Source organism: Streptomyces sp. NPDC059994, assembly GCF_042737755.1.
Classification (GTDB): domain Bacteria; phylum Actinomycetota; class Actinomycetes; order Streptomycetales; family Streptomycetaceae; genus Streptomyces.
The window spans coordinates 22,967-34,761 of sequence record NZ_JBHWUR010000078.1; the positions used below are offsets into that span (position 1 = coordinate 22,967).

Sequence of the window (11,795 nt, forward strand, 5' to 3'; positions counted from 1 at the left end):
AGCCGGTCGCCAGCGCCCGGGCCGCCACCGTCGGACCCTGGAGTGCACGGTGGCATGGATTGCTAAGTACCGCCGTCTGATCACCCGACTCCCGCCCGGCCTCTTCTCCGTCCGAAACGGCCCGCGTCCGTGTCTCGACCCGTCATTATCGGGCCAATACGCCCGGACCGATGGGGAGGTGGTCCTGTGACGCTGCGCGGCGAGCAGTGGGATGTCCTGCGGGCGCTGGAGGAGGCCGCGAGTGGGGACGGCTGGGTCACCCCTGGGGAGCGGGTCCCCGTGCCGGTGGTGCGATCTCTTGCGGGGCTGGGTCTGTGCGAACTGGCTCCCGCCGAACTGCTGCCCACGTTGGGGCGCGGGCGGCAGCTGGCCTGGGCGGCGCGGCTGACGGTCGACGGCCACGACGCTCTCGTCTACCAGGCCGCACGCGCCGCTGAAGCAACCCGGCAAGTTGCGGCTCCGCAGGATCCGCTGCTGCGGGCGGTCGCGATGCGGGCATCGGACATGGACATCCTCCGCCGCTACTTGGCCCTTGCTCCTACACTGTGCCGCTTGCCCTCCAAGGGCCTGGACGAGGTGGTGCGCGCCGCGTCGTGGGACGCGGCGAAGAGCCGGTTCACCGTGTGGGTTACCGATGAGCAGGTGCAAGGCATTGCCCATGCCTTCTTCCTGGAGCGGATGGCAGCCTCGAGCGCCCCGGCCAACCGGCTTGGCCGGGAGTACGGCATCACCTGCCGACCGGCTCCTTCGACCAGTCCTGCTTCCCCGGGGCGCGGTTCGTCCTGAAGGCCGCTGCGCGACGGGGCCGTCCGGGAGCCCGGAACCTGGACGGTTCTGGGCCTTCCCCGGACGGTGGGCAGCGTCGGGCCGGCCTCAGCGGGCGGTAGTGACGGTGATGTCGGGGTTGGGACAGGCGGAGAGAGCGTCGGTCAGGGCGGCTTGTTCGGCGGGGTCGATGTCGAGGTCCCAGCGGGTCTTGTCGGCGATCCAGTCGGTGACGTACTGGCAGCGGTAGTCGGTGTACGGGGGGAGCCAGGTGCTGGGGTCCTGGTCGGCTTTGCTGCGGTTGGAGGCGGCGGAGACGGCGATCAGCGCCCTCTCGTCCCCGAGGTCGTTGGCGTAGGCCTCGCGTTCCGCCGCGCTCCAGGCGGAGGCGCCGGAGTCCCAGGCTTCGGCGAGCGGGACCAGGTGGTCGATGTCGAGCTTCCTGGCGTCGTCGAAGTACTGGTTGTCGTACGGCGAGTACCAGGATCCGCCGGTGAGGGTGCACTTGGGACCCTGCACCGGCGCCTCCAAGGCCTCGATTTTCAGGACTTCGGCGCGGGTGTTGCAGCCGTCGCGGTCGGCGTCCACCCAGTGCTTGAACTTGGTGCGCTGGTAGCCGGTGCGGTCTTCGGCGCGTACGGGGAGGTTCTGCAGGGCGTCGCGGACCGGGAGGGTGACGGTGTCTCCGGGGGCGGCTGCTTGGGCCGGAGCGGCGTGGGCGGTGGCGGGGGAGAGCAGGAGGGCGAGGGTGGTGAGGGCGGTGGCGGCAAGGCTGATCCGGGCGCGGCGCATCCAGGGTCCCTTTCGGAGATCACCGACAAGTCGTCGTGATCTTCGTATCGGTCCTGGGCGCCCAAGTCGACGGGGCCAGCGGGCAGTTCACACCGGCGAGGAGAAACTCACCTCATCACACTGGGGGCATCGCGAGCGTACGTGCCGCCTCCGCCACGACCAACGGGCCACCCGGAGGGAGGATCGATGAATGCAGACGCGCCACGGTCTATCTGGATCCTCAGCCGAGAGTTCGGTAAGCGCATTGTCGATTCCGCCCGGGGCGACCTGAAATTTCGGGAACGGATGCACGGCTACTACCGGGACTGGAATGTCGGCGAACGAGACATGGAAGCCAAGGCCGGTCTCCTGTTAGCCCTGGGGCTGCATTCCCTGGCACTGGACCGCAAGGCGGAAACCGCTGGCGACCTCGCCGAGGTGCCCGCAGCGGACGTGGTGTCAGCGGTGCACACACGGCCGCCCCAGGAACTGTTTGTCTCCCTCCCGGATCTGGATGAGAAGGACAGCGCCGCCGTGGCGCAGCTCAAGCTCGTCCTCCTTGCTCCGGCCTCGAACATGCGGCCCTCCGACGTGGCCAACCACCACGCCCGTCTGGTGTCGAGTGCGCTGAACTACCTCGACAACGCGGTGCGGAAGACAGCTGCGGGGAACCTGACGTGCGCTGACGTGCTCGGCTCGGTGTGAGAAGACCTGGGGCGGCAGGGCGACGGTACGACGGAGATGGCCGGTGCCTGGTGGCTCCGGCCCGCCACGTCAGCATTCGAGGTGCAGCGGGCGGCCGGCACTGGCCACTCCTGCCCCGTCAGCTGCGGCTCGCGTAGCTGAGGGCGCCGGAGAGCTGGTCGTGGGTCATGGCGGAGCGCCCCTTGATGCCGAACTTGGCTGCCTTGTTGTCCAGCTCGGTCTTGGCCAGCGACTGAAGCGACCGAGCCTTCGAGCTGCTGGTGGCGCGCTTCTTTGCGACGGGCCCAGGTCCGCAGCCAAACGTTTAGCACTCATCTTCCCTTCGTGTGGGCGCCGTTCAGCAATTCACCCGTACGTGTCAGGAGAGCCTTTCGGGGCCTCTGGCCAGAGATGTGACGTCAGTCACGCGAGGGTCGGCCTTGTTTGCATGCGCGCCGTCTGTACTGCCGCAGGTCACCCGGCGTTTCCCTGAATCACGGGTGATCACTGTGGGCCATGCGTGAACTTCGTTCAGTGAGTGGCTGTTGTTGTTCCGAACTTGAGGAGTGCTGGTCGAACGAGAGTCACCTGAACTCCCGACCCGACCGGTCCTCCCCCGCCGTCGTGACCTCCGCGTCCATCACACGGAGCGGCAGCATGACCGCGCGCACCGGGTGGACGTCACGTCGCCGAGGTGCACGGCCGCATCGGCGAGGCCAGAGCCCCCACAGGCACGACGCCTGGCGTAGCCACTACCAGCGTCCTCGCAGCAGTGCGCAGCTTGTCACCCGAGCGGTGGGAGGTGAGGACGTCCGCACTGGTCAATCGGTGGCGACTGGGAAAATCGCTGTCCGTCTCCCGGAGCACGGTGATAGACATCCGGCGTGGAAAAGAGTCTTGAGTTCCCTGACCTGTTGCGGCTGATCGATGAACGGTCGACCGATTCTGATCAACCGTTCGGGCGGCGAGGGGGATCATGATCGGTATCGATAGGTATCTGGCCGTGCTGGGGGTGGAGCGGCCGGCCACCCCGACCGCCGATACGTTGTGGGAACTGCATCGGGCACAGGTGAAACGGGTCGCCTACGAGACCCTCGACAACCAACTGGGCCGACCGGCGGGCATCAGTGCCGCGGAGTCCGTGGCCCGGATCCTGCGCGGGCGCGGCGGCTACTGCTTCCACCTCAACGGGGCCTTCGCCGCACTGCTGACGGCGCTCGGCTACGACGTGACCCTGCACCGGGCCGGGATACAGGATGAGGTCGAGGACCCGGAGGGCCCCGGTGGTGACCATCTCGCGCTCACCGTGCTGCTGGACGGCGAGCGGTGGCTGGTCGATACCGGGCTCGCCGGCGGCATGTACGAGCCGTTGCCCCTGCGCGAAGGCAGATATACCCAGGGGCCGTTCACCTACGGGATGACTCCGTCGGCCGTGGTGCCGGGCGGCTGGCGGTTCACGCACGATCCCCGCGGCGCGTTCACGGCGATGGTCTTCACGCCGGAGCCCGTGGAGCTGTCCTCTTTCGCCGCGAAGCACGCTCACCTGTCAGCCTCCCCCAAGTCCGGCTTCGTGCGGGTCCTCCAGGCCCAGCTGCGCGACGCCAAGGGCGTGGACATGCTGCGGGGCTGTGTGCTGCACCGCATCGACGCCGCAGGCACAGACCAGCGGATCATTGATTCGGCCGACGACTGGTACGACGTCCTGGCCGACGTGTTCCACCTGAAGCTGACCGACGTCGACACCGCCGCTCGGGCGGAGCTGTGGTACCGCGTCCGCACCGCGCATCAGGAGTGGGAGACCGCTGGGCAGTAGTGAGCGGTGCCCTGCGGGAAGGCAGCCCGACCCGTACACAACTCACACCCATGTATGTTCGCGAACCGCCTCGGGAGCAGCGTCTTGTCGGCGATGAAAATCGCTGTCCGGTAGTTGCATCATGATGATAGACATCCGGTGTGGAAAAGAATCTTGAGTTCCCTGACCTGTTGCGACTGATCGATGAACGGTCGGCCGCCTTCCGCGCCGTGGTCGCCGCCGCTCCCCGCCTCGATGTGCAGGTGCCGACCTGCCCCGGGTGGACGCTGTCCGATCTGGTGAAGCACCTGGGTGGGGGAGACCGTTTCTGGGCCGCCATCGTCGGCGCGGGGCCTGCCGACGGTCCTCCGGCCGAGGCCGTCGCTGCGCGCGCCGCGCTGGAAGTGCCGCAGGAGCGTGAGGCACTGCTGGCCTGGCTGGACGCGTCGACGCAGCTTCTGCTGGACGCCCTGCGCGCGGCGGGACCGGAGAGCGGTAGCTGGACGTGGTGGCCCGCGTCGCAGTCACCGCGAACCTCCGGCGGTGTCGCCCGGCACCGGGTCCAGGAGACCGCGGTGCACACCTACGACGCCCAGCTCGCCGGGGGCGCCCCGCAGCCGCTGCCGTTCGAGCTGGCACTCGACGGTGTGGAGGAGTTCCTGTTCACCGTCTGCGCAACCCCGAGTGCCTGGCCGCACAAGCCCACGGCCTTCGACTTCCACGCTGCCGAGGGCCGCTCCTGGCGCCTCACGGTCGACGGCGACGGCGCGCGCATCACTCGCATCCCCGCGCCCACCGCCGCGACCGCCGAGGACGTGGACGCAGCCGGCGCCTCCGTCCACGGCACGGCCAGTGAGCTGGTCCTCTACCTGTACGACCGGATCCAGGCCGCCTCCTTGCACGTCGACGGAGACGCAGGGCTGCTCGACCTGCTCCGCGCCTGGGAGCCGGAGGAGAAGTAGGACGTAGCGGGGCGGTTGGCCGCACCTCGAGTCGGTAAGTGGTTGTTGTCGTTCCGGTCTTGAGGTGTGAGTCGGACGGGAGTCTCGATCGGGTGATCGCCGCGGGCCGTGGGCATAGAGACAGGGCCCCGGTAGCTCAGTGGTTGTCGAGGCCAAGAGCTGTACCGGGAGGCCCTGTTGTCGTATGTGTACGCGTTCGCGCCGGTGGAGTTCAACTCGGTTGCCCCGTCGTGTGATTGTGTCGCTCACCGGTTCGGGAACGCGGCCGATCATGCAGAGCGTGTTCGGCGGTATCCCTCCGACATGACGGACGCGGGGTGGGCCCAGGTTCGGCCACTGCTGCCGGTGCCCGGCTGGTTACGGGGCCGGGGCGGGCAGCCGGAGGCGTACTGCCACCGGGCGCTACTGGACGCAGTCCGCTACCTGGTCGACAACGGGATCAAGTGGCGGTCGATGCCAGTGGACTTCCCGCCGTGGGACCGGGTGTATGCGTTCTTCCGCCGCTGGCGCGACCACGGCCTGGTCAAGGAGTTCCACGACCGCCTGCGTGCCCGGCTGAGGCAGCGGGCGGGCCGGGACGAACAGCCCACGGCCGGCGTGATCGATTCGCAGTCCGTCAAGGCGGACGCCGTCGTCGGTGCGGACAGCCGCGGCTTCGACGGCGGCAAGCTCATCAACGGACGCAAGCGGCACGTCGTGGTCGACACCCTCGGCCTGTTGCTCGCGGTGACGGTCACCGCTGCGGAGGTCGGCGACCGTTCCGCCGCCCGTGTTCTCCTGTCCCACGTCGTCGACGCGCACCACCAGTTGGCACTCGTCTGGGCCGACGGCGGCTACACCGGCAGCCTGATCGAGCACTGCCTGGCCACGCTCGGCTTCGTCCTCGTGATCGTCAGACGCCGGGACGCCCTGCGGGGCTTCGTGGTCCTACCCAAGCGGTGGATCGTCGAGCGGTTCTTCGCCCACCTGATGCGAAGCCGCCGCCTGGTCCGCGACTTCGAACGCTCCACCACCAGCGCCGAGGCGATGATCTACTGGTCGATGACGATGCTCATGACCCGCCGTCTGGCCCGGAAACCCCCTCGGCGAGGGTGAACCGGCCCGGCTGCCGCTCGGCCAGCCAGCCCCGTGCCACCAGGCGCTTCGCCTTCGACCGCAGTGCCTCCACCTTCGCCGGCACCGCATCCAGGCCGAACAAGGCGGCCATCTCCTGGCAGGTCAACGGCCCTTGATGGAGGCGGCGCCGGTCAGCGAGGACCTGCCCGATGCGCTGGTAATCCACCGACAGCACCGACCAGCCCAGACCCTCGCGCCAGACCGGCACCTGCGACTTCGGCTTCGCGGCCGCCACCAACGGAGCTGCCAGTGTCTGCTCGGGAACGACGAGCTCTTCGGACGGATCCAATACCTCGCCCACCCGGGACCGGGCGATGGCCCACTCCTTCCACTCCCGCTCGGCCACGGCCAACTCGGCCTGCACGCGGTCGGCTTCTTCCCGCAGCTCGTCCACCCGACGACGGGCAGCAAGCTCACGTTGTTCCAGCAACCCCACGACCGACGGCATCCATGACCTCCCAGAAGCGATGAGACGACAGGCCACCACTCCCACAACACGGTCACCCTTATGCCTGACCAGCTAAAACACCGCCCTCAGGTTCGGAACGACAACAACCACTTAGGTGTCAGGGCGAACCGCCCTCGATGGGGAGGTTCGCAGGAGCGATCTGTTCGGCGACCGGGCGCGCGCGGTGTGCGACCGACGCCGTGATCTGACAGCCCACGGATTGAAAGACCCGGCAAGATCGTGCCGGGCGGCTTTGGGTGCTCCCAGCCGTCCTGTTTGGCCTGGTCAGCCAGATCTGGCTTGCTGGTCGGTCCGGGGCCCAGGACGGCGTGTGCTCGCGCGTCCGCTCACGCATCGCTCACGCGCATCGCTCACGCATGAGGGTGATCTGACCTGCCACGTGAGGCTCCCCAGCCTATTGGTGCCGATGTGCGGAGCAGGTCAACGGGCCCTTTTCGGTGCGCTCAAGGACCTCGCCGCACTCGACATGATGGGTCGTCCGGAACCTCAGGGGCGAGACGCTGGTAGCCGATGCCCCAGCACGCCGCCGAACTGATCGCTGGCCCTTCGCACTCTCATTCATCCGGTTCGCGGTCACCCCGCAACGGCGGCCGCAGTGAGAGGGCCAGGCCACCGATAAAAAGGAGGGTCGCCGCACAAGCGGCGGCAGGTTTGTTTCCGTCGTGGAGCGGCCACGCCCACCAAGCCGGTGTGCCGCCGTGTCCACCTACCGAGACGACAAGGAAAGGCATGAACGCTGTCAGGGCTGTCGCCAACCGCGCGGTGGAAAACCAGCGGACGATGCATGCAAAGCCAAGGTAGCCCGCGATGTTGCGAGCGATGGCCACCCCATCGGGGACCACCAACGCGGCGAGCAGAGTGATGCCCACGACGAGCAGGGAGAGGACCACGTCGAGTGTCCGTACCGCACGGGCCGCGACGCGTTCGGTTTCCCAGTCGGCCTGTCCCTGGCCATGGAGAAGAAGGAGGACAGGGAGCAGCGGAACCAGGTAGCGCAGTGGCAACCCGGAGGTGAGACCGCCGACGACCGAAGGGATGGGCACCTCGGAGTGGGGAACGAGCACAGCGACGAAAAGGGTGAGGAGCAGTGCCCCCAGGACAGCGGGTGCTGCCCGGATGCGGAGCCACCAGATCACCGTGTGCCTCCTGGGTAGGACGCGGGGGCGAGCCGTGGCTGCTCCGTGCAGCTGGTGAGAGTGGCGAGGTTGGTCCGGTACCAGGCGAGCTGGGTTCGCGGGGGGAGCGAGCGGACCTGGTGGATCAGCGCGATCGTCTTGCCGCCGTCGTCGAAGTGCTTGGCGACGTCGGCCTCGGTAGACCCGGCGGTGACCTCCAGCCAGCCACGGACCGGATCGTATGCGGCCTGGCCCGGCCACGAGCCCTGCGCGGGGCAGTTGAAGTTGCTAGCCGGCAGAAGGATGCCGCTGATCAGGGCAGAGCGGACGAGGGCCTGATGGGGGTTGGCGAAGGTGGGCATGTACTGGGCGGGCACGCTGACGCCGGCCCGTTGCAACCGGGCGGCCGTTTCGCCGGCCCACTTCCTGAAATTCGCGGCGTCCGGTTCCTGCTCCGGCCACGTACACACGTGCGGTGTGCCGTCGGAACAGCTGAGCGCACTGGTCGGGCGGGGCTGGGAGGGGTCGTATCCCAGCGGCTTGACCAGGGGAACGGCGATGAGCACCGCGGCCACCAAGGGAACGAGCCCCAGCAGTCGCTGCCACCACACCCGCATGATCAGTGTGATGAGGGCTGCTACGGCGAGTCCGGCCGCGACGAGGGCCGGGGCGGCCAGGGCAGCGGGGCGCAGCACTTGCCGGTAGGAGCAGCACTCTCTCAGATTGGTGCCGTTGAGCTGGCGGAGCCACAGCGGTTCCATGGCCACGGGGTAGGCGAGCCACAGATACGTGGCGATGGCCGCGACCGGGACGGCGAGCATGGCGGGCAGCAACCACCCCACGGCGTATCCGACGAGGGTGTAGGTGCACACCATCAGACCCATGAGGGCGAGGATGCGAAGGTCCGGTCCGCCGGGTCCGCCCTCGGCGAGCCGGGCCACGCAGACCAGCGCCCACACCACGCAGGCTGCTCCCACGCCCCAAAGAGCGTGCAGTTGGGCGAGGGCTATGGAGAGGAACGACCGGGTCGGAGCGGCACCGGGCCCTACAAGCCGGGACCGTTTGAGGCGTACACCTTCCCACGCCGCGGCCGCTGCGCAGAGCGCGAGGGGCATGATGCCCACCAGGGGCATTTGCGCGGTCGCCGCCGCCCAGTAGCGGGGGGCCGTGGTGAAGTCGGCCTGATGGGAGACCAGCCACATCCAGGCGCAGACCGGGACGAGGCCCCATATCGCACCGGAGGTACGGAACAATGCGCGCCAGGGCATCCTTCAGAACCCCCTCTGCGTTAGCTGGTTGTACGCGGCCTCGGCCAGTCGCCCGGGAGCTGCTTGTGCGGGCGCCGTCTCCAGGAAGTCCGCCACCGTGCCCTGGAAGCGGACGATTCCGTGATCGAGGACGACGACCGAGTCGAAGCTCTCGGCCAGGTCCTCGGTCTGGTGTGTGGACACAATGAAACTGGTGGAGGCGGAGAGCTCGCCGAGGAGGTCGCGGAACACGCCCCGCTGGTGCGGGTCGAGGCCGGCCGTCGGCTCGTCCATCAGGACGACCTTAGCTCCGTGAACGAGTGTCTGGGCGATGCCCAGTCGCCGCAGCTGGCCGCCGGACAGTTCCCTGCTGCTCCGCATGGACAGCTCGCCGAGACCGACGCGCTGCAATGCTGGCATCGCGTCGTCCCAGGCCGTACGCCGTGACATGCCTTTCAGCCAGCCCGCGTACGCGACCTGCTCGCGCAGCTTCAGCCCGGCCACCGGCCGGACCTGCTGCGGCAGCCATCCGACCCGGCGCCGGTACCGCCTGCGGGTGGCGCTGGAGTCGGGCCGCAGCCCGTTGAGGACGACGTACCCCTTCCTCGGCGTCAGGGCGCTCGCTGCGATGCCGAGCAGGGTGGACTTTCCCGCCCCGTTGGGCCCCAGCAGAACGGTGTTGCCCGCGGTGAACGCGAGGGACAGGCCGTCCAGCACACGCGTACCGCGCCGGTACCCGAAGGTGCAGCTGCTAATTTCCAGGGTCATACAGGGCCTCGTTAACAGGGCTGGGACCCGCCATGTGCGCGGGCCCCAGCCAGATGTAATCAGTGAGCAAGGGTCACCAGGAGATCTTCACCGTGTTCACGCTGATGGTGTAGCCGCCCTTGTAGGCGAAGTAGAAGTCGCCGGGGTTGACCTTGTCCCCCCAGTTGCTGGTGTTGCAGTAGTTCACGCTCGTTCCGTAGTTGGCGTCGGGGGCGAGGGATACGACCCTGTACAGGTTGAGCGGAGCGTGGAAGTCCAGGGCGTCGCTGCTGCAACCGGAGAAGGCGACCTTGGTCGGGGCGTCGTCCGTGTGGCTGTCGTGCCAGCGGTTGGACTCATGGTCCATCGTCCAGGCAGAGATGTACGAAGTCCTGGAACCTTCGGCATGTGCGGGCACAGCACCCGCCAGCATGGCCGACGCGGCGAGTGCGACGACGGCGCCCGATCGGCGCCCCAGCGAGTTCGGAAGCGATACCATGAGGGATTCCCTTTTCCTTCTGCAGTGATAGGGAAGGCGCAGCTGGTGTTGCAGCACTAGCTACACCTCTAGGCGGTTGCGTTGGACAACCAGCTCCAACGCAGCCGCCCATGATGCCGGAAAAATGACGGGCAATCAGGTGAAATATGGCCAAGGTTGATCGCGTGCCTGCCTGCTCGGTGACAGAGCGCCACGTTCCGGGGGTGCTAAGGGAAGGGTTCCTGGAGGACTTGTGACCTCCGCCTTGCCGCCCTTCACTCTGCGTACAGAGATCGCGATGTGATGCCTGTAGAACAATTGGCGGAATACTGTGGGTGGTCACCCAAGGGGTTGAGCGCCCAAGAAGAGGGAGGGCACGGTTCACCCCTTCATCCTGTGCGGCTGTGTCATTGCCCAGCCTCTTGCCGGGAGCGTGACTACTCTCAGAGTGCCGGCCTGCTCCTTGCCCACCCGGCGCTTTGCGCGGGGGAACATGCGCCCTTCACGCGCCAAGTGGCCCAGGTCACACAAATGCGTCTCATGATACGAGACGAGCTGTACCCGGCCCGCCGGGGATGGGCGCTGTGGGCCTCAATGGAGCCCGGTAAGGCGAGCTGGGTGGCACGCGAATGGCATGCGGTCCCGAATTGGTCCAGGCAACGAACAAGGCCCCGGTCACTGACCAGGGCCTTTGTCATGGAGCGAGTGACGGGAATCGAACCCGCGCTCTGAGCTTGGGAAGCTCCTGGCGGACACGGATGATCTTCGTCGAGAACCCGTCTACCAGGAGCTTCGTCGTTACGTACAGCCCGTTGACCCCCAACAGCCCGGCATCGCGGTCAGGTTGAAAAAGGCTCACTGACAAACGCCGCCCGGCTGTTTCTCTCCAGCGAGGAACCGCGCCCTTCTCAGAAGGGCTGTGGCGGATGGTGTCCGGACGCAGGGTGGGGGGTGCTGTGCGGGCGGGGGGCAGCCGGCCCCTGGGCCAAGGAGCCGTGGGGGCGGGGGTGCTGGAGGGCGGTCAGGCGCTGGGTGATGCGGGCGTGCCGGTAGTGGTTGAGGGCCTCGCTCAGGTGCTGCCATTCGGTGGCGGCGGCGTCGCTGGGGCGGGGGCCGAGGGGGTCGGTGCCACTGTGGTGGCGGCGTTTGCGCCAGTCGCTGATGTGGTGGGTCAGGCGTATCCACAGGTGCTGTTGGTCCTCGTCGTCGGGGGCGGGGGCGGGGATGTGGTCCATCCAGGGTTCGGGGGCTTGTCCGGTGGCCAGCATGTCGCGGAGCGCGAAGGCGGCCTCCGCCATCAGCGCCGCGCTCTGCCCGTCGGTGGCAAGCTCCACCGGGTGGGCGGTGGGGGCGGATTGGGCGGCGTTAAGGCGGCGGTGGGTTGCGCGGACGAAGGTGTGCGCAGCCTCGCCGCGCCGTTGTGCCTGGGCCGTTGCGTGGGTGCGGCGGGACAGGGCGCGGATGCGGGTGCTCATCTCGTCGAAGGCGGCCGCCTCGCGGGTGGTGGTGGGGCGCGGGCCGAGTCCTTCAACGCCTGCCGGGACGCCCCGGCGTTCGCGCCAGGCTTCGGTCAGGGCGGCGGTGTGCTCCCACACGGGCCGCAGCCGGTGGCCAGTGTCGGGCACGGGTCCCAGCGGCCGCGTCCAGGC

11 protein-coding genes and 1 pseudogene are annotated in these 11,795 nt (G+C 68.2%); 5 read left to right on the top strand and 7 right to left on the bottom strand.

The genetic code is table 11. The features are described from left to right. The first annotated feature begins 186 nt into the window (after positions 1-186). On the top strand, positions 187-786 hold the full coding sequence (locus tag ACFWA7_RS29185) for a DUF6417 family protein (protein ID WP_385826051.1): 600 nt from the start codon (positions 187-189) through the stop codon (positions 784-786). Between the two features lie 87 nt (positions 787-873). Here ACFWA7_RS29185 and ACFWA7_RS29190 read toward each other — a convergent pair whose 3' ends face one another. Then, entirely contained in the window at positions 874-1,557 is a 684-nt protein-coding gene (locus ACFWA7_RS29190) for an HNH endonuclease family protein (protein ID WP_385826053.1), read from the bottom strand. A gap of 186 nt (positions 1,558-1,743) precedes the next feature. On the opposite strand from ACFWA7_RS29190, the gene ACFWA7_RS29195 reads away from it, so the two are divergent. The 4 genes from ACFWA7_RS29195 to ACFWA7_RS29210 all read left to right on the top strand — a co-directional run bounded on the left by ACFWA7_RS29195 (position 1,744) and on the right by ACFWA7_RS29210 (position 6,069). Further along, a complete protein-coding gene (locus ACFWA7_RS29195) occupies positions 1,744-2,241 on the top strand; it encodes a hypothetical protein (RefSeq protein WP_385826055.1) in 498 nt (165 codons plus the stop codon). A gap of 955 nt (positions 2,242-3,196) precedes the next feature. After that, entirely contained in the window at positions 3,197-4,033 is an 837-nt protein-coding gene (locus tag ACFWA7_RS29200; protein ID WP_385826057.1) for an arylamine N-acetyltransferase, read from the top strand. A 140-nt stretch (positions 4,034-4,173) separates the two neighbouring features. Then, positions 4,174-4,974 (top strand): maleylpyruvate isomerase family mycothiol-dependent enzyme, encoded by an 801-nt coding sequence (locus ACFWA7_RS29205; protein ID WP_385826059.1) that lies wholly within the window; start codon positions 4,174-4,176, stop codon positions 4,972-4,974. 303 nt (positions 4,975-5,277) lie between these two features. Continuing rightward, entirely contained in the window at positions 5,278-6,069 is a 792-nt protein-coding gene (locus tag ACFWA7_RS29210; RefSeq protein WP_385826061.1) for an IS5 family transposase, read from the top strand. On the opposite strand, the gene ACFWA7_RS29215 is transcribed toward ACFWA7_RS29210, so the two are convergent. The 6 genes and pseudogenes from ACFWA7_RS29215 to ACFWA7_RS29240 all read right to left on the bottom strand — a co-directional run. Then, complete coding sequence (locus tag ACFWA7_RS29215) at positions 6,026-6,538, bottom strand: hypothetical protein (protein ID WP_385536819.1); 513 nt, start codon at positions 6,536-6,538, stop codon at positions 6,026-6,028. The two genes, ACFWA7_RS29210 and ACFWA7_RS29215, sit on opposite strands and share 44 nt — an antisense overlap. A gap of 575 nt (positions 6,539-7,113) precedes the next feature. Then, a complete protein-coding gene (locus tag ACFWA7_RS29220; RefSeq protein ID WP_385826063.1) occupies positions 7,114-7,695 on the bottom strand; it encodes a hypothetical protein in 582 nt (193 codons plus the stop codon). Continuing rightward, positions 7,692-8,942: a hypothetical protein gene (locus ACFWA7_RS29225; protein ID WP_385826065.1), complete on the bottom strand. Its 1,251-nt coding sequence runs from the start codon at positions 8,940-8,942 to the stop codon at positions 7,692-7,694. Before ACFWA7_RS29225 ends, ACFWA7_RS29220 begins: the two co-directional genes overlap by 4 nt. Positions 8,943-8,945: 3 nt before the next feature. Next, positions 8,946-9,689 carry an ATP-binding cassette domain-containing protein gene (locus ACFWA7_RS29230; RefSeq protein WP_385826067.1) on the bottom strand — a complete coding sequence of 248 codons (744 nt, stop codon included), beginning with the start codon at positions 9,687-9,689 and terminating at the stop codon, positions 8,946-8,948. Positions 9,690-9,762: 73 nt separating this feature from the next. Continuing rightward, the gene (locus ACFWA7_RS29235) at positions 9,763-10,167 is read right to left on the bottom strand and encodes a hypothetical protein (protein ID WP_385826069.1); all 405 of its coding nucleotides are present in this window, start codon (positions 10,165-10,167) and stop codon (positions 9,763-9,765) included. 887 nt (positions 10,168-11,054) lie between these two features. Beyond that, positions 11,055-11,795: pseudogene (locus tag ACFWA7_RS29240) on the bottom strand (hypothetical protein); the annotation flags it as partial.

Bases quoted from the DNA above. Each gene is read 5' to 3' on its own strand.
- ACFWA7_RS29230 (WP_385826067.1), bottom strand. From the start codon at position 9,689: ATGACCCTGGAAATTAGCAGCTGCACCTTCGGGTACCGGCGCGGTACG.
- ACFWA7_RS29235 (WP_385826069.1), bottom strand. From the start codon at position 10,167: ATGGTATCGCTTCCGAACTCGCTGGGGCGCCGATCGGGCGCCGTCGTC.
- ACFWA7_RS29195 (WP_385826055.1), top strand. From the start codon at position 1,744: ATGAATGCAGACGCGCCACGGTCTATCTGGATCCTCAGCCGAGAGTTC.
- ACFWA7_RS29210 (WP_385826061.1), top strand. From the start codon at position 5,278: ATGACGGACGCGGGGTGGGCCCAGGTTCGGCCACTGCTGCCGGTGCCC.
- ACFWA7_RS29225 (WP_385826065.1), bottom strand. From the start codon at position 8,942: ATGCCCTGGCGCGCATTGTTCCGTACCTCCGGTGCGATATGGGGCCTC.
- ACFWA7_RS29215 (WP_385536819.1), bottom strand. From the start codon at position 6,538: ATGCCGTCGGTCGTGGGGTTGCTGGAACAACGTGAGCTTGCTGCCCGT.
- ACFWA7_RS29200 (WP_385826057.1), top strand. From the start codon at position 3,197: ATGATCGGTATCGATAGGTATCTGGCCGTGCTGGGGGTGGAGCGGCCG.
- ACFWA7_RS29190 (WP_385826053.1), bottom strand. From the start codon at position 1,557: ATGCGCCGCGCCCGGATCAGCCTTGCCGCCACCGCCCTCACCACCCTC.